Genomic DNA, 17,655 nt, shown 5'->3' on the forward strand with positions numbered 1-17,655 from the left:
GCCCCGTGCCGCCGGGCACCCCTGGGTTCGGTCCGAGAGGTGTCCGGGGCGCAAGGCCGTGGACCGTCGTGTGCGGGGCCCGTGCCGCCGGGCACCCCTGGGATCGGTCCGAGAGGTGTCCGGGGCGCAAGGCCGTGGACCGTCGTGTGCCGGGCCCGTCTTTCGTGGCGCTGGCGGCGGCACGGTCAGTGGAAGGCTGACATCACGAGATCCTGCTGTTCGCCGGTATGCCGGCGGGCGGACCCCACGGCGGGGGCCGGCGCCTGCGGGCGGCTGACGCATGCGACGGGACGGCCCGTCAGCCGGTGCACATGGGGTCCCACGAAGGACCATGCGCCTTGGTTCTCCGGCTCCTCCTGCACCCATCGCACCTCGACCCCGGCGGGGAAACGGGCGAGTTCCGCGCCGAGCTCCTCCGTGGGGAACGGGTAGAGGCGCTCCAGGCGGACGATCGCGGTGTCCGACAGGCCGGCGCTTCGCCGATGGGCGTCCAGGTCGTAGAAGACCTTGCCCGAGCACATCAGCACGCGTCTGATCCGAGCGGTGTCCGCCGTCCTATCCGGTATGACCGCACGGAACGCGCCCATGGTGAGCTCCGTCAGCCCGGAGGTGGCCGCCTTCGACCGCAGCATCGACTTCGGCGTGAAGACGACCAGTGGCCTTCGGTGCTCGTCGAGCGCTTGCTGCCTGAGCAGATGGAAGTAGTTGCCCGGCAGGGAGGGCATGGCGACGGTCATGTTCTCCTGCGCGCAGAGCTGGAGAAACCGCTCGATCCTGCCGGAGGAGTGGTCGGGCCCCTGCCCTTCCAGGCCGTGCGGCAGCAGCAGCGTCACCCCGGAGCGCTGGCCCCATTTCTGTTCGGATGACGCGATGTACTCGTCGATCACGCTCTGGGCCCCGTTGGCGAAGTCGCCGAACTGGGCCTCCCACAGCACCAGAGCGTCGGGCCGCGCCAGTGAGTAGCCGTACTCGAAGGCCAGCGCTCCCAGTTCGGACAGCATCGAGTCGTAGGGTGCAAAGCCGGCCGCCCGCGAGCCGAGGGAGCTCAGCGGCGTGTGCTCCACGCCGGTGCGCCGGTCGGTGAGCACAGCGTGCCGTTGGCCGAACGTGCCACGGCGGGAGTCCTGCCCGGCCAGCCGCACCGCAATCCCGTCCAGCAGCAGGGAGCCGATGGCCAGAGTTTCCGCGGTGGCCCAGTCGATCGATCCCGCGTCCAGCATCGTGGTCCGCCTCTGGAGCTGCGGAAGAACGCGCGCGTGCACGGTGAAGCCTCCCGGCACAGCGGTCTGCGAAGCGATCACGTGCCGGGCGGCCGCCTCCGTGATCGCGGTCGCCGCCCGGGGGGCGGCTGCGTGCTGAGCGTCTATGGCGTTCACGTGGTTCACGGGCTTCGGGGAAGGCGGCACCGGCAGCGTCCGGGTCTGGGCGAAGGCCCGCTCGAGGTGTCCCTGATAGTCCCGCAAGGCGCCTTCCACCTGCCGCTCGGCGATGTCGCCCCGGCTGACAAGCGCCTCGGCGTACAGCTTGCGCACCGAAGCCCTGGCGTCGATGCGGTCGTACATCGCCGGCTGCGTGATGGAGGGATCATCGACCTCGCTGTGCCCGTGGCGCCGGTAGCAGATCAGATCGACGACGACGTCCTTGTGGAACGCCTGACGATAGTCGAAGGCCAGGCGCGCGACCCGGACCACGGCCTCGGGGTCGTCCGCGTTGACGTGGAAGATGGGCGCCTGGACCGTCCGTGCCACGTCCGTGGCGTATGCGCTCGAGCGGCCGTTGGCGGGCGAGGTGGTGAAGCCGAGCTGGTTGTTGATGACGATGTGGACCGTCCCGCCGGTGCGGTAGCCGGGCAGCTGGGACATGTTCAGCGTCTCAAAGACCACGCCCTGACCGGCGAACGCGGCATCGCCGTGGACGGCGATCGGCAGGACGGGGAAGGCTCCGCCACTGTCTGCGGCCCCGTCCTGCTTGGCGCGCACCACCCCCTGGGCCACCGGCCCCACGAGCTCCAGATGCGAGGGGTTCGCCACCACGCAGACGGAGATCGTGCCGCCGTCCAGAGCACGGTAGGTCCCTTCCGCACCGAGGTGGTACTTCACATCGCCGGACCCCTGGACCGACCGGATGTCCACCGCATCCTCGAACTCATGGAAGATCTCTGCGTAGGACTTGCCGATGATATTGGCCAGCACATTGAGCCGACCCCGGTGTGCCATACCGATGACGGCTTCCTTCACCCCGTGCCCGATGGAGCGGAGCAGCAGTGCGTCGAGCAGTACGATCGCCGACTCGCCGCCTTCGAGCGAGTACCGTTTCTGTCCCACGTACTTGGTCTGCAGGAACGTCTCGAAAGCCTCTGCCGCGCCCAACCGGTAGAGAATCTGCAATTGTTCGGCGATGTCCGACCGGGGCTGAGGCGATTCGATCCGCTGCTGGACCCAACGGCGTTCCTGGAAGCTTTGGATGTGCATGTACTCGGTGCCGACGGAACGGCAGTACGACTCCTGCAGGGTATTCAGCACATCGCGAAGCGTCATGGCGACCTGCCCCGCGAACCCGTCGACGACGAATTCTCTTTGCAGGTCATCGTCCCGGAGTCCGAATGCCGGGAGGTCGAGTTCCGGATGGGCGGCCACCCGTCCTGCCGTGAGCGGGTCGGTATCGGCCACCAGGTGTCCGCGGACTCGATACGCGTCGATGAGCGCGGCAACACGGACCGCTTTGACGGCCGCCTCGTCCGTACGCTGCTGACTTTCCTTACTCTCCTGCGCATTCGTCGCGCCGATGCGTGCCTCTCGGCGGGCCGCGGGGATCAGGGAGGCGAAGAACTCCCTCCAGGTCCGGTCGACCGAGCCGGGGTCGTTCAGGTATCGCTCGTACTGTTCGTCTACGAGCCATTCATTGATGCCGAATTCCAGCCCGTGGAGCAGCGGCTGTCCGGCGCGTGATTGCGACGCCACTGTGTGGATCGCCTTCTTTCCTCATTCGGAATGACCGATGACGGACGCGGCCGGACCGCCGGGTCATCATTCACCGTGCCCGCGGGCTTCGCTTCCGCTGAGTATCCGTCGTGGAGGCGGAGCCGTCCGACCGTGTCGCATCATCGACGCTATGGCATCGCGGGAGCCGACCAAGACACCCAGGAATGCCATAACGCCGTCACATCAGGACATCGCAACAGGAAGGCGGCCTCCGCGTGGAATGCTTCCACGCAAAGCCGAATCCTGATCATCGGCCGCGGCGCCCCTTTGATCCGAGGGCTTGTAAGTCCCCGCGGCCCTGCATCGCCGGGGTCCACAGCCCGGCTGTACGTCATCAGCGGCGGCCTCACGGTCGCCGAGCCGACCTCAGGGCAGGAACATGGCTGACCGCAATCCGTCCGTCATCACCCAGCGACAGGCTCCGCCCATCGCCGACCCCTGGGCCCTTCGCGGAGACCTGCGGTTGCGGCACGCTCGGCCGTCGCACGGCAATCCCCTCCCCCGCTCCCCATGCGCCCCGGACCGAACAACCGTCCAGGCCACGCTCGCCGCTGTCCGCCGCTCCGGCATCACCGGCCCCCGGCCGGAAGCTCCGCGACACCGACCCGGATGAGACCCGTACCAGACACATACAGCGCCGCGCCGCTGACGTCACACATGAACAGGCAGGACAACAGGCATGACAGCGAAAGACCACCTCGACTGCTTCCGACCCGAACTCGTCGTCATCCCCTGCGGCAGCCGCAAACTGGGCCGACGCGCACGAGCGGCAGACCTGTATGTCGGCTCCTATCACCGTGCGTGCCGCAGGGCGGCTGATGCACTGCGGCCCGACCGGCTGCTCATCCTCTCCGCACGCTACGGTCTGCTCGACCTCGACGACCTCATCGACCCGTACGACACACCCCATGGCGCTGCCGACGCCATCACGGCCCAAGCCCTCCTGAAGCAGGCCACGGTGCGCGACATCGTGTTCCTCGACCCCGTTGTGGCCCTCGGCGGCGCACGCCATGTCGGCCTCGTCCGCACCATCTGGCCGCACGCCCGCACGCCACTGGCCGGGACACGCGGCATGGGTGAACAAATGGCCCGACTCGCCGTGCTGCGCAAGGGACGCGACCAGCGGCTGATGTGACACCGCATGCCGCTGCGGGAAGGCGGCCCGGCCCCGGCCCGCAGCTGCGTGGCCGCGCTCGCACGTGCGCAGGGCGGGGCAGCGGCGGCGGCGTGTCGACGGCCATGGAGCCTTCTGCCGGCCCGGCAAGCAGGTCCGCACCGCGGTGGGCGACGGCCACGACCGCTCCGCGAAACTATGCCCGCACCAGTCCCGGACGGCACCCGACGGGACGGACGACCTCGCCCACCCCGATGCGCCGATGCGCCGATGCGCCGATGATCACGCGAAGCCACGGCGGGCCCGCTCCGAACACGCGGAGCGGGCCCGTCAGTGACAGGAGCCGTTCATCCCTCGTCGTGTGCCAGCGTCAGATCAAAGGCGTCCTGGCCGGTGGCACCGAGGGTGAGGGATGCCGCCCGGGCCGGGTACCCCGCGGCGACGACGGTGTATTGATCGGCTTCGAGACCGGTGAACGCGTACGAGCCGTCCTCGCCGGTGAGCGCGATGCCGACGACGTCGCCCGCCGGGTCCAGGAGGGTGACGCGGACCTCGGAAACCGGGCGCCCGTCCGTGGTGCTGCTGCGGACGGTGCCCCTGAGCACGGGCGCCACGCCGCGGGGCGCGTCCGGCTCGGCGGGTCGGCGGCGCGCGTGCTGAACGACGGATCGGCGGCGCACGTGTCCGGCGGCGTAGTGCAGGGAACGGCTCACCACCACCATCCAGGCAATGACCACCAGCACATAGAGCACGACAGCAGCCCATACGAACAGCTGCGAGCCCGTCCGTCCCGCGAGAGCGCTCGTGGCCGTCACACAGGCACCCACCGGGAAGATGAAGGACCACCAGGTGGGCGCGAAGGGCAGCCCGTCCCGGACCGTCCGTGCGGTCAGCCCCGCGGCGAGCACCAGCCACAACATGGCGAAGCCCCACACCGACACTCCCCCGAGCAACGCGGCGACCGCGGCGCCATGTGCGTAGGGCGCGGGCAACGCGCTCGGCGCCACCGCGGCCAGCGCGCCGAGCGCCGTCACCGACTGGCCCAACGCCCCCAGACCGATCCACACCGTGGGCACTACTGTTGCGGCAGGTACGTCGTGGTGCACCAGGCGGCCATAGATCATGGCCAGCACCAGCAGCGCCGCCACGAAGCCGAGGCCCAGCATCGCGTAGCAGCCCAGCAGCAGGGCGAGTCGCAGTTGCCCGGCCGGTGCGTGTGGCACCAGCAGCGCGCCCGTCGCGGCGGAGACCATCGGCGGCACCACCGGCATCAGCCACCCGCCGAACGCCGCGTCCGGCGCGAAACGGTGCCGGGTGACCATCAGGTACGGCACCGTGCACGCTGTGACAAGACCGAGCACGGTACCGAGCGACCAGAGCACCCAGTCCACACCCAGGGCTGCCTCGAGCCCGATCAGCCGCCGGCCCAACACCAGCGCCCCGGCGCCCACCGTGAGCAGCGCCACCGGCGGTGCGCCGAAGAACTGGGCCGCCACCGGATCAGCCGCGTGTAGCCGCAGCGCCCGCTGCCTGAGGTAACCGACAGACAGCAGGATCAGCAGCAGCGCGGCGCCCAGCCAGACCACCGTGGCGAAAGTCCGCAGCCCGGGAAAGCTCCGGGGCAGCGTGACCGCCGCGTTGGCGACGATGCCCGTGCCCATGACCGCCGCGAACCAGCTGGGGCCGATTACCGCACGCGTCGTTCTGTCTGCGGCAGGTGGCAAGGGACGGGCGGACGAGGAGGAATTCATGAGCCAAACCTAGGGCGGGGCCGGGGCGGCACTGCCGGTCATGTCCAGATGCGAGGGGCTTGGAGCACATATCGAGCGACCACCGCAGTGCGGCAGTCCCGCAGGGCCGACCGTCTTTCCCGAGACCACGAGTTGTCCTGTACGAAATCACACGTACCTGACAGTCCGTCATTGTTCCGCGACTGCCGAGTCGATGGCTTCTGGTGCTGAGCAGCTGTTGGCACCGGTCGGCGGCGAGGGCCGGCAGCGCGGCGGAGAAAGTCGGCATTGCCGATCGCCACATACCGCCGTGCTGGGCTGGACCGATCTGGTCCGGGAGGTGCGGCTGCGGCTGTACGCGCGGCACACCAGCCCCTCCCCCTGGCGGGGCGGCCGAACGGAGCCCATCGCGTACGTCCACGACAGGCACCAGCCGACCGGCTCCGGCTCCGGCTCCGGGACGACAGGACACTGCCCGCCGTCATGGCGGGTGGACCGATGGCGGTTCCTCGAACCCGGCTGCCGGACGCCGTCCGGCGGCCAGTGACAGCTGGGCGACCCCGAGGTCCTGCTCGTGCTGGACGCCGGGCATGACGCACTCTCTCGCGCCCCAGGGCGGACTCGACGTCCCGGCCAGGCTCACGAGCGGACCGCGGGCCCTCCGCGCACAACCGCCCGTCCCGGACGAGACGGACGCCCCGGCAGAACGGCTCCGCCGAGATGAACGACGAACGGGACAACCGCAAGCACTCGGGCAGCAAGGGGGGAGGCTGAAGGGGCGAGCCGAGAGGGCGAACTTCCCAATGACGATGTCAAGCTGCTGTCGTGTCGGTTGGTAGTACCTCGTAACACGCTCCGTCGTGGATCATGGCCCACAAGACGTTGGCTCGTCGACGGGCCAGAGCGAGCAAGGCCTACTTGTGTCCCTTCCCCTCGTTCCGCTTACGTCCGCAGTAGGTCTGCGATGCGGTGCAGGGCCGATGCCGCTGGCGACCAGCACCTTCCCGAAGACACCGCCGGCGCCCGCCACCAGCTGTCCGCGTTTGGTGGGCGGTTGTTGATGACCTCCAAGGTGTCCGCGTGCGGCGTGAACGGGTCATCATTGGGTTCTGACTGGGCTTCAAGTGCGTCGGCCAGGCCGCGTAACTGGGCGGCGTACGGTGAGAGATCGGGCACGGAGCCCGTCCTGCTGCTGGCGTTCCTGACGTCCTTTCAACGACTTCATTGGTCTTACTCCTGGCGCCTCAAGTCATCCGGAGAGGGTAATCGGAAGGGATGCCGCCGGAACCCAAGAGGCCTGTGCGGTGACATCCCGAGGTTCCATACAACGCACGGAACGTCTGTTCAGCAATACCATACGTCGTATGGAAAGCCGAAGGGTGCTATCAGCAGGGAGAGACTCCCCCTGTCACTCGTGATGACGGCGCCCCGGCACCGGAACCCGGGCGTCGCGCCGGGCGACGCTCCGCCTGGCGAACCGGATCGCCCGACCGAGACCTGCGCATTGCCCGAGAGCGGCCGTCACGAAATACCCCGGCACATCACCTGGTCAACGGCAGGTCGAGAACTTGTCCATTGCGGACATTGCTCCTGAGCGGTCTTCACTCATCTGCTCGACCTGCGACTGAAGCTACCGCTACCGCTACCGCTGGGAGCTCCGGCTGAGAGACAGCGAGAGCCCACGACTTACCGAGTACAGCTTCCGGGTTCGCCTCGCGGCCTCCGGCGCCGGGGACGCGTCTTCCTGCTCGGCGACGCGGCCCGTCCGCCTGGTCACACACGGCATCGCGGCGACGCCAGGCTAGGCCATGATCCGATGGGCAACGGCCGTCAGCCCGCCGGCAGTTCCGTCAGCGGCAGTGTGTGCTGAGTGCGGACCACCTTGGCACGGAGGTAGCGGACGTTGTGAGCCGTGGTGAAGACGCCCGTGGGAACGTGCTGGGTCACCGTGAGTCCCTGAGCGCGCAACTGGGCCGCCTTGTCCGGGTTGTTGGACAGCAGGTCCAGCTCAGAGATGCCGAGAGCGGCGAGCATCTGCGCGGCGGCGGTGTAGTCACGGGCGTCCTCCGGGAGGCCGAGGGCCGCGTTGGCCTCGTAGGTGTCGAGGCCCTGGTCCTGGAGGGCGTAGGCGTCGAGCTTGTTGTAGAGGCCGATGCCGCGGCCCTCCTGGCGGAGGTAGAGCAGGACGCCGCCGCGGTCGGCGATGCGCTCGACCGCCTCGCGCAGTTGGGGGCCGCAGTCGCAGCGGGCCGAGCCGAAGACGTCGCCGGTCAGGCACTCGGAGTGCAGGCGCACCAGCGGGGGCCGGCCGGCGGCGGGTTCGCCGAGGATGACGGACACGTGTTCCTGGCCGTCGGCAAGGCTGTGGAAGGTGGCGACGTCGGCGGTGACCGTATAGCCGTCGGCGAAGCGGAGCGGAACCGTCACGCGGGTGCGGACCGTGGCTGCTGACAAGCCGGTCGGATTGCTGCTGTCGCTGGGTGCGGTGGCGTTGCGTGAGTCGCGCATGTCGTCTGCTTCTCTGGGGCGGCGGTTGCGGGTGTGGTTCGCGCAATGGGCCGACTCCGACGCCAAGGCGCCGTGGCGGCACGTCGATCACGTCGAGCCCGCTGTCGGCCTCTTTCTACGCAACCCTGCTCTTCACGGGGACGCGTCAGCCGCACACCTTCGCAGAGTGCACGGCCGGCACGCCCACGCGCTCGGTCGAGTCGTCAGGGAACGAGGATGAGGCGGATCGGGTCGCCGATCTTGTTCTCCAGGCGGTGGATCGCCTTGGGAGCGTCGGCCAGGGAGATGTGGTCGGTGATGGACGGGGCCAGGTCGAGACGGCCGCTGCCGGCCAACCGGATCAACTCGTAGACGTGGTCGAACGAGGATCCGTAGTGTCCGTACACCTTCTTGTTCTTCAGGTTGAAGGTCATCTTCTCGGAGATCGTCAGCGGCTCCATGGTGATACCCACCAGGACGAGCGAACCGTGGTCACCGAGGAGGGGCGACGCCTGCTCCCGGACCCGGGAAACGCCCGCGAAGTCGAATGCGTAGTCCAGGCCCAGGCCGTCGGTGACCCGCAGCACGGCCTCGGCGAAACCGGGGTCGGACGGGTCGAGCGCGATATCGGCGCCGAACGCGAGGGCTCGCTCGCGCGCATTGGGCAGCGGGTCGACGGCGATGATCGGCGTGGCGCCCATCATGCGGGCCAGCCGGACGGCGTGGGCGCCCACCCCGCCGACTCCCCAGATGCCCACGGCCTGGGCGGAACGGACCTGCACGGTGTCGACCAGGGCCGCGTACGAGGTGGAGACGGCGTCCGGGATGATCGACGCCTGGTCGAAGGGAAGTGTGTCGGGGATGGGGACGACGGTGTCCTCACGGGCGATCGTGTACTGGGACCAGCCACCGTCGTAGTCGACGCCGCGGCCGCGGAACGACGTGCACGTGCCGCCCCTGACGCAGGTGGCGCACTCGCGGCAGGGCTGTCCGGCCTGCAGGGCGACCCGTGTGCCGACGGCCAGGTCCCGCCTGAGGCCGGGTCCCAGGGAATGGATGACACCGGAGATCTCGTGCCCGAGGGTGAGCACGTTGGAGTTCAGATGCAGCGGCGAGATGCTTCCGTCGATGAGGTGGAGGTCGGAGAGGCACACGCCCGCCGCCTTCACTTCGATCAGTACCTCGCCCGGTCCGGGTACGGGGACCGGGATCTCTTCCATGACGAACTTCTTCGTGTCCAGGTGGACGCGTCCTGCCAGCATGGTGTCCATCGTTGTGAACTTTCTCGAGTAGTGGTCGCGGGTTCGGAGGGCTGCAGCGGTCCGTGGGACCACAGAGGGGTGAGGGACGCTGCGAAGGGTCGCGGGACGGGGCATCAGCCGGTAAGAGGCCGGGCCACGTTTGCCCCTGGCGGGCTGGTGCGGGGTCGGCCGAATGAAATGCCGGTCCATCCGGCCGACCCCGTCGGTGCCCCCTATGGCCGGCATCGCCCGCTCGGCGGCTAGGGGGCAGCCTCGGCAACCCGGTTCTGCGCGAGGACAGCGCGCTGGAACAGGGCATGGGCTCGGGCTGTCTGGCGGAATGCGAGGTTCTGCAGCGCCAGTTGGAGGCCCCGCTCGGCGTCGGCTCCCACGGTGAGCCAGAAATCGGCCGCGTGGTCGGCGTAGGCCTCCGGGTGGCGCAGCACCAGTTCGCCGTAACCCGCTACCGCGCGCTCGCGCCACTGTTTCGCCTCGTGGACGCGGCCGCCAGCGTGCAACGCGGCCGCGAGGTGAGCTGCATACTCCGGGTCGTCGCTGGTCTGCATGAGGGGACGCAGGAGGGCGACGGCGGCCGGAGGGTCTCCGCGCAGCAGCTCGACCTCGGCCAGGTGGCCCAGTGCCGGCGCGTAGTCGGGCACCCGGCGCCGGGCGGCCTCGTAGTGCGAGCGGGCCGCATCGGGATCGCCCTCGCGGTGCCACATCACACCGCGCCGGAAGTCCAGCTGGGCGAGCGGGAACGGCGAGGTCCCCCGATAATGGCGCCGCGCCTCGTCGAACAGCCGCTCCGCCTCGGTGACCTCCCCGCGCTCCGCCTGGAGTACGGCGAGCGCGCCGAGCGTCGTGAAGTCGCTCTGCCGCTCCGCCGCTTTGCGGATCAGGGCCATGGCATCCGCGTAGCAGCCGAGCGCCTGCAGGACGACGGCTCGTTCCGCGTCCAGCGCGGCCGCGTCCGCGCCGCTCCGGCCCGCCGCACCGAGGTCGGCAACGGCCTCGGCGAAGCGGTGCAGGGTCGCCCGCGTCCTGGCGCGGGCGAGCAGGGCCGTGCCGTCCTCGGGAGCGACGTGCACGAGCCGCTCAGCGAGTTCCGCGGCCCGCTCGTAGTCGGCGATGCGCCCCAGGATGTGGCCTCGGAGGTTGAGGAGGTCGATTAGGGCCGCCCCTTGCGCCACCACCAACGGAGCTACCGGTGTCTCCCCCGTAGCCGAACGGCTGAGCCGTACGCCCAGACCGTCGATCTGCCCGTGCAGATTCGTTATGGCGATGGTGCCGCTCGTCGTGAGTGGCTCGTGCACCTCAGGAGCCGCCCCGGTCATGCCGCTGCCTCCCCGGGAGGGGCCAGCGCGGCCAGGCGGGCCCCCAGGTCCGGCGGGGTCGGGTTGGGAGCATTCAGGTAGGGGAAGCTGCGGGTGGCCGGCTGAGTCGGCTGGTCGACGCCGTCACTGATGCGCTCGCCGTCGATGCCGCCCACCAGCAGCGTGAAGAGGGTGTCCACGATGTCGTCGTTGAACGACCGGCCACCGCAGGTCGTGTGCGGGCGGCCGGCGAGCAGGGCGGTCTCGATCTCGAAACAGCCGTCCTCGGAGAAGGGCTTGGACAGGTCGACGACGAGGAAGTCCGCCAGCAGCAGTTCGGTCAGCGGGTGAGCACCCTGCTCGTCCAGCGGCCAAGCAGTCTTGCCATCCAGGCCGTCGTAGAAGGCCAGGTTGGCATTGAGCCGTGCGCGGTAGGTGCCCGCATAATCGGGCCGCACACTGAAGGCGTCCTCCTCGTTGAAGAGGTCGCGGATCTCCAGATCGCTGTTGACGGTGTCGAACTTCTTGGGCGACATGACCACGTTCTTGATCTCCGGCCGGCCCATGCGCTCCAGCCGGAACGGGCGTCCACCGGAAGTGACGGTCTCGCCGACGACCGCCACCAGCGGGCCGGCGGCCGGGCCGAGCACCGCGGCGTCGACTTCGAGCACGATGCTCAGCGCGTTCAGGCCCTCCAGAACGTTGCTGGCATCAGACCTGAAGCCCAGCTTCCCCGTCGCTTCGGTGACCATCACGCCCACGAAGTCGATGAAGAACGGGTCGAGCCGCGACCCGGCGAAGATCTTCAATCCCTCGGCCTCGGTGGGCACCTCGTTGCCGACCTGGAAGGCGACCTTCCGGCCGTCAGGCGCCTGGCACGAGCCCATCTGCACCAAGGTGTCCGTGCCGTCGACCTTCTGGGGGGCGTCGAAGGTGAAGTCGAAGACGTACTCGTCCTCGCAAACATTGAACGCCGCAGCGGCGCCCTCGCTCACCGACGTGATCGGCCGGACGCGGAAACGGTGGGTGATCGCGTCGGAGAACAGGGCCGTAGGGGCCGAGGCCGGGAGCACGTTGAGGACGAGCACCAGGTTCCCTGGCCGCTCCGGGCTCGGGAAGGCGTACACGTCGCAGATGTCGGACGCAGGGTCGGCGATGGCACGCGGCCCGGAAAAGTGGTCAGCCATGAGAAATGCTCCTTGTCGTGTTGATCGTGAGAGATGTCAGGTGTCGAGGTCGGCGATCCAGCGCAGCGCCGACAGTCCGGGCATGAAGCAGTACTCGCCACCCCGGTTGACGACGAACGGCGGCAGCCCCTTGAAGCGGCGGCGGATCGGTTTGCGCGGGACGGTGAACCCGCCGTCGTCGTTCACGCCGATCAGCGGGTCCTTTTCCGCAGGCGCCCCGATGAACTTGCCGTCGTTCACCCACTGCCTCTGGACGAACTCGAACTGCCGGTCCAGGTGCGCTCCGACAAAGGCGAACATGATGCCGCGATCGACGCCGTCGTCCTCCAGCACTCCCTTGGGCAGCGGCGGGCCATAGGTCGTACCGCGCCTGATCATGCGGTGCAGACGCACCTCGCCGGTGACGACCGCGTCCCGCGGGTTCATCCGCCGGGCGTGGGCGCCCACCGGGCACTTGAGGCCCTCCGGGTCGTCGCCATACATGAACGCGTTGTTGCGCTCGGGATCGGCACCGAGTTCCGGATCGTCCTTGTCCGGCGTCAGTGCCAGCGGGGCGCCACTGGGCCAGCGGCCGACGAACTTGGCCGCCAGCAGCTCCTCGTCGGCGGGGCCGGTGGCACGCTCTTGGAGGTACTTACGGAAGTCGGCCACTCGCGTGTGCAGCTTGCGGAAGGCCACGTACGTTCCGTTGCGCCCGAGCACCTCGGGCTGCGGAACGGGCGTGATGCCGTGGGTCTCGTCCTTGTATCCGGTGATGAACTCGCCTGCCCTGAGCGGCTCTTCGTACGGATTGGTGCCGGGGATGCTCGTGCCCGCGATCGCCGGCTGACCGATGCCGTCCCGGAAACCGAACGGTTCCTTCTCGTCCGGTCCGACGTGCACGTCCTGCTGCCAGATGGGGACGACGCCGGGCAGGTCGCGCAGGGCGTCGCGGGCCAGGAGGAAAACCGTCTCCAGGCGGGCGGCATCCGGGGCGAGTCCGGCCAGGATGAGGTGCACGTCCTTCGAACCGAGCGGGCCCTCCCAGTTCTCCGGCGCGTTTTCCCCGACGTCCCCGATGTACTCCGCCCGCGCGGCCATGCCCTCCCGGAACTCCTCCGGGAAGGTGGCCAGCGACTCCTCGGGCACCCCCAAGGCCTTCAGGCCCTGGAAGCTGAGTGCCACCGCGAGCGAGACCTGACGCTCGGGGTCGAACGCGGCGACCGAGTCGAGGACGGGGGTGAGCCGCCGCAGCAGCTCGCGCCCCTGCCGCCGGTCGTCAATGCGCAGGGCGAGGTAGAAGCCCGCGTAGGGGATCGGCCGTGGCTGGAGAGCAGCGGCTTGGATGTCGTCGAGCTCCAGGGCGCTGCCCTTCTCGATGCTCATGATGCCTTCCAGAACTGTCTTGCGCGGACGGAGTCGTCACGCGGGTCGTGGAGGGGGCGGGGGGCGCCCCCTCCCCGGAAGGGGGCGGGGGGGTGGTGCCCCCTTCCGGGGGTGTGGGTCAGCTGGCGGCCTGGGCGAGCAGCGGCTTGAGGGCCGGGTGCTGGAGGGCCTCCTCGGCGGCTGGGTCGTCCAGGACCTCCTGGAAGGCGGCGTTGATCCGCTCGGCCTTGGTGATCTCCGACATCGTCAGGGAGCTGACCGGGTTCCAGTAGGCGGTGGCCTTCTGCTGCCCGTCCTGCAGGATCCACCTCATGCCGGCCATGTTCGCGATGATGTGCTCGTCGAAGCCCTCGCGCGTCTTGTCGCCCGTGAGCGACTCAAGGCCGCCGGACTTCTCTATCCACGGGGCGATCTTGGTGTCCCACTCGGTGGTGTGCTGCATCCAGTCCACGAAGTGCTCGAAGCCGACGGTCAGGAACGCGTCGTCGATGTAGGGCACCCACTCGGTCTCGAAGGTGGTGGCCCACAGCAGCTCCGTGCCGTTGTTGAAGATCACGTGGCGGGTGTCACGCAGACCGGTCTTGATGGTGGCGGCCATGGGGGCCTGCTTCAGGGCCTCGACCATCCGCTGGCAGGCCGCCGCGCACTCCTGCTCGCGTCCCGGCTTGATGTGGAAGTACGTGGCCATCTCGGAAACGACACCGTCGGTGGCGCCCTTGCCCGCCTTCTTCGTGACCGTAGTGTTCATGGTTTCCTCCATTAAGAGACCTTGTGCGCGAATGCAATGACACTGGTGACATCTGTGGACAGTTGCGGGACCCGGCTTTTCGCAACCCCCATGTGAGACAGATTGACTCACAGAGAATCTATGAGTCAACTTGTCTCAGAGAGACCTGCGTCACACCGATTCAGTCCAAAGGTGCGCAGTGATCGGATCGGTGGCACCCGCACCGGACTGCGAGCCGAACGGCTCGTGCCGACAGGCTCGGCCGACTGCCACAGAGGCAGCGAACCCAGAGGCGACAGGACCTCGCAGCTCTTCACGAGTGCGAGGGAATGCCACCTTGATCAGCCCCGGCCCAACGGCGGACATCCAGCCACGCCGGGGACTCGACGACGCTAGGACCAGCCCCGCAGAGCGGCATCCACGACGGCGTCCACAGTGTCACGCCCCAGGCGGTTCCCGGCGAGAAAGCGCTCGAAGAACAGGGGACCCGCGGTAGCCATGGCAAAGGTCTCGGGGGTGACGTCGGACCGGAGCTGGCCACGCTCCACGGCCGCGGCAACAGCGGGACGCAGGGCATCTGCGATCTGGTTCAGCAGCGACTCCCGGAGGCGGCGCATGCCTTCGTCATGCCGTGAGCCGCCGAGGATCGCAGCAAGGACGGCACCGGCCTGCTCGTCGTCCCACCGCTCGGCAAGCACACCCAGACGGTGAACGAGCTCCGCTCGCGGATCGCCACCCGAAGCGGCCCGAAGCTCCTCAGGCATCGGAGGCAGAGGCGGCATACCGGCTTCCAGCGCGGCCAGGCGGAGGTCGAGAAGGCCGGGCCAGTGCCGATAGACGGTGGCCCGGCCAACGCCGGCACGGGCGGCAACCGCTTGATGCGTCACGGCCTCCAGCCCGCCCTCCGTGAGCAGAGCGGTGGCCGCCGAGACCATCGCGTCACGGCTGCGCAACAGACGCGGATCGGTTCTGTCTTCCACCTCTCCGTTCCCTTCCGTGAGATAACGCCGCTTTACAGCCTACTATGGGACATTTCGTCTCAGAGGCAGGAACTGGGCAGCCGCAGAGAACCTGTAGGACTACCCCGGTGCTGCCCCGCCAAAGGTACCCGGAAGCTTCCCCCCCTTTATTCCTCGTGCACGTCAGCAGGTGACTGCAGCCCGGCCTGCGCCTCTCTCAGACAGACCCGTTCGTTGGTCACATGTGAACGACAGGCGCGGCGTTCTCGTCCTGCTGTGGCACGCCGCGGCGGTAGAGCAGGGCGGTCACGCCCAGGCCGATGACGAAGATGGCCGCCGACCACCAGTAGGCGGTGGAGTAGCCCTCGAGGCTGGCCTGGGCCAGGACGCCCGGCTCCTTGGGGTTGCGGCCGGAGAGGTAGTCGGTGACGGCGTCGGAGGCCATCGTGCTGAGCAGGGCGACGCCGATGGACCCGCCGACCTGCTGGACGGTGTTGACGGCGGCGGACGCGGCTCCGGCGTCGGCCGCGGCCACGCCGGAGGTGGCCAGGCTCATCGCAGGCGCGATGACCGTGCCCAGCCCGATGCCGACGAGCACCAGCTGTGGCAGTACCTGCGTCACGTATCCGCTGCTCATGTCCAGTGTGGTCATCCAGACCAGACCGACGGCCGCAATGGCCATGCCCAGCGGTACCACCGGCTTGGGGCCTATACGCGGCACAACGACGTTGGTGGCCACGGCGGAGGCAGACGACGATGCAACGATCATGGGCAGGAAGGCGAAGCCGGTTTTCAGGGCGCTGAAACCAAGACTCTGCTGCAGGTAGTAGGTCAGGAACAGGAACACGCCGAACATGCCCGCGCCGCTGACGAAGAGGGCGGCGAAGGAGGCGCCTCGGTTACGGTCCAGCAGGACCCGCAGGGGCAGCAGCGGATATGCCGCCCTGCTCTGCCGCCAGACGAAGAGGGCCACCAGGACGGCACCGGCCGCCAGCATGCCCCACGTCGCCACCGAACCCCAGCCGTGCGTCTCGGCGTTCGAGAAACCGTAGACCAGGCAGAACAGGCCGGCGGAGACCAGCAGGGTGCCGGGGATGTCGAGCTTCGAGGACGTGTCCCGCGGAGTGCGGTGCAGCAGGACTGCGCCACCGACGAATGCCACCACCGCGAAGACCACGTTGACGTACATGGTCCAGCGCCAGTCCAGGTACTCGGTCAGCACCCCGCCAAGGATCAGGCCGATGGCTCCGCCCGCACCGGCGACCGAGCCGGCGACGGTGAAGGCCTTCGCACGCTCGCGCGGAACGGTGAAGGTGGTCATCAGAAGCGACAGCGCGGACGGGGCCAGCAGGGCGGCGAACCCGCCCTGGACCGCGCGCGAGGCGACGAGCATGCCGAAACCGTTCGCCGCGCCTCCCACCATGGAAGCGGCCGCGAAGCCGGCCAGACCCACCAGGAAGGTCACCTTCCGCCCGACAATGTCTGCGACCCGGCCGCCGAGCAGCAGCAGGCTGCCGAAGGCCAGCGCGTAGGCGGTGACCACCCACTGCCGGTCGGCGTCCGAGAAGCCCAGGTCGCGCTGGGCGGACGGCAAGCCGATGTTCACGATGGTGCCGTCGAGGACGCCCATCAGCTGGGCGATGGAAATGACGCCCAAAATCCACCAGCGGCGCCGGTGTGACGGGTCGACAGGCACGTTCTCAGGTGCGGTCTCAGTGCCGCGAGCGGCGGCGACGGTGTTCTGTGACATGGGGACAGCCCTCCAGGCAGCGGACGGGGGGTATGGCGGCGAGAGAAGGGGACAAAAAATGGGCGGAGAGACAAGTACGGCTGCGGGATGGCGTGACCGCCTCGGTGAAGAGGATCGCGACGCCCTTGTGGAGGCCGAGGCGGACCACCGCGCCCAGGTTCTTGTGCCGGTACTCCTTCGGCGGGCGGCCGCGCGGGACCGCGATCACGTTGTCGGCGAACACTGGGGTCGCGTACGGCGTGCCGCGCGCCGGGAGGGCATCACGCGCCCTCTTCGGCGGCCAGGTCGGGAACCTGGGCGTTGTCGCCCGCGACCCACACGTGGTCGAGGCCCCTGACCTGGAGGGTGCAGGGTGTCGGCGTGCCACGCGGGCCGAGCCGCAGGCCGAAGTGGGCCAAGGCGGTGTTGGAGCGGACGCCCGCTGTCCAGTCGACTCCGACGAGCAGACCCGAGCCCCCGCCCAGGGGGCCTGGTGCAGGTGTGAGGGTGCCGTTGAGCCCCTCCTACCTGCCGCCCGGGCGCGGTCAGGAGTCGCTGATCCCAGATCAGCGGCCGCCTGCCTAGCGCCAGCGGGTATCACGGCGACGTGCACGGTCTGAGCCCACCCGTGCCGACGGCCCATGTCTCACCGGTTGTCGCGGCCTCGGTCGCCGTTGGACCGGTTGGCGTCGCGGTCACACCGCTTCGAGTCGTGGTCATAGCGAGGCCCCGGAAGGGGGCGGGGGGGTGGTGCCCCCTTCCGGGGGTGTGGGTCAGCTGGCGGCCTGGGCGAGCAGCGGCTTGAGGGCCGGGTGCTGGAGG

General features: G+C 69.1%; 11 protein-coding genes and 4 pseudogenes. 2 read left to right on the top strand and 13 right to left on the bottom strand.

The window, feature by feature from the left end; all coding sequences use genetic code 11:
- Positions 1–203: 203 nt before the first annotated feature.
- A pseudogene (locus ABZ656_RS16610) lies at positions 204–2,867 on the bottom strand (multifunctional oxoglutarate decarboxylase/oxoglutarate dehydrogenase thiamine pyrophosphate-binding subunit/dihydrolipoyllysine-residue succinyltransferase subunit); the annotation flags it as partial.
- A pseudogene (locus tag ABZ656_RS16615) lies at positions 2,859–2,960 on the bottom strand (hypothetical protein); the annotation flags it as partial. The pseudogenes ABZ656_RS16615 and ABZ656_RS16610, both read right to left, overlap by 9 nt.
- A gap of 700 nt (positions 2,961–3,660) precedes the next feature.
- Between ABZ656_RS16615 and ABZ656_RS16620 the strand changes: the two are divergent.
- Complete coding sequence (locus tag ABZ656_RS16620) at positions 3,661–4,116, top strand: DUF6884 domain-containing protein (RefSeq protein WP_101406604.1); 456 nt, start codon at positions 3,661–3,663, stop codon at positions 4,114–4,116.
- 326 nt (positions 4,117–4,442) lie between these two features.
- On the opposite strand, the gene ABZ656_RS16625 is transcribed toward ABZ656_RS16620, so the two are convergent.
- The gene (locus ABZ656_RS16625; protein WP_360268619.1) at positions 4,443–5,846 is read right to left on the bottom strand and encodes a carboxypeptidase regulatory-like domain-containing protein; all 1,404 of its coding nucleotides are present in this window, start codon (positions 5,844–5,846) and stop codon (positions 4,443–4,445) included.
- Positions 5,847–6,135: 289 nt separating this feature from the next.
- On the opposite strand from ABZ656_RS16625, the gene ABZ656_RS16630 reads away from it, so the two are divergent.
- Entirely contained in the window at positions 6,136–6,372 is a 237-nt protein-coding gene (locus ABZ656_RS16630; protein WP_101406606.1) for a hypothetical protein, read from the top strand.
- A 265-nt stretch (positions 6,373–6,637) separates the two neighbouring features.
- Here the strand turns inward: ABZ656_RS16630 and ABZ656_RS16635 are convergent.
- The 10 genes and pseudogenes from ABZ656_RS16635 to ABZ656_RS16680 form a co-directional block, all read right to left on the bottom strand.
- A pseudogene (locus ABZ656_RS16635) lies at positions 6,638–6,793 on the bottom strand (IS110 family transposase); the annotation flags it as partial.
- Between the two features lie 862 nt (positions 6,794–7,655).
- Positions 7,656–8,333 carry a GTP cyclohydrolase II gene (gene ribA / locus ABZ656_RS16640; protein ID WP_101406608.1) on the bottom strand — a complete coding sequence of 226 codons (678 nt, stop codon included), beginning with the start codon at positions 8,331–8,333 and terminating at the stop codon, positions 7,656–7,658.
- Positions 8,334–8,536: 203 nt separating this feature from the next.
- Entirely contained in the window at positions 8,537–9,583 is a 1,047-nt protein-coding gene (locus tag ABZ656_RS16645; RefSeq protein WP_101406609.1) for a zinc-binding dehydrogenase, read from the bottom strand.
- A 230-nt stretch (positions 9,584–9,813) separates the two neighbouring features.
- A complete protein-coding gene (locus ABZ656_RS16650) occupies positions 9,814–10,887 on the bottom strand; it encodes a tetratricopeptide repeat protein (protein WP_101406610.1) in 1,074 nt (357 codons plus the stop codon).
- Positions 10,884–12,053 carry a DUF4331 family protein gene (locus tag ABZ656_RS16655; protein WP_360268624.1) on the bottom strand — a complete coding sequence of 390 codons (1,170 nt, stop codon included), beginning with the start codon at positions 12,051–12,053 and terminating at the stop codon, positions 10,884–10,886. The genes ABZ656_RS16650 and ABZ656_RS16655 overlap by 4 nt, the downstream gene beginning before the upstream one ends.
- 36 nt (positions 12,054–12,089) lie before the next feature.
- Positions 12,090–13,418: a Dyp-type peroxidase gene (locus ABZ656_RS16660; RefSeq protein ID WP_101406612.1), complete on the bottom strand. Its 1,329-nt coding sequence runs from the start codon at positions 13,416–13,418 to the stop codon at positions 12,090–12,092.
- Between the two features lie 118 nt (positions 13,419–13,536).
- Positions 13,537–14,166 carry a hypothetical protein gene (locus tag ABZ656_RS16665; protein ID WP_101408325.1) on the bottom strand — a complete coding sequence of 210 codons (630 nt, stop codon included), beginning with the start codon at positions 14,164–14,166 and terminating at the stop codon, positions 13,537–13,539.
- 371 nt (positions 14,167–14,537) lie between these two features.
- On the bottom strand, positions 14,538–15,125 hold the full coding sequence (locus ABZ656_RS16670; protein ID WP_101406613.1) for a TetR/AcrR family transcriptional regulator: 588 nt from the start codon (positions 15,123–15,125) through the stop codon (positions 14,538–14,540).
- Between the two features lie 217 nt (positions 15,126–15,342).
- Positions 15,343–16,854, bottom strand: coding sequence for an MFS transporter (locus ABZ656_RS16675; protein WP_360268629.1), 1,512 nt, complete (start codon positions 16,852–16,854; stop codon positions 15,343–15,345).
- A 115-nt stretch (positions 16,855–16,969) separates the two neighbouring features.
- Positions 16,970–17,288: pseudogene (locus ABZ656_RS16680) on the bottom strand (NAD(P)/FAD-dependent oxidoreductase); the annotation flags it as partial.
- Positions 17,289–17,655: the final 367 nt, after the last annotated feature.

It is taken from the genome of Streptomyces sp. NPDC007095 (genome assembly GCF_040634475.1).
In the GTDB taxonomy this organism is placed as follows: domain Bacteria; phylum Actinomycetota; class Actinomycetes; order Streptomycetales; family Streptomycetaceae; genus Streptomyces.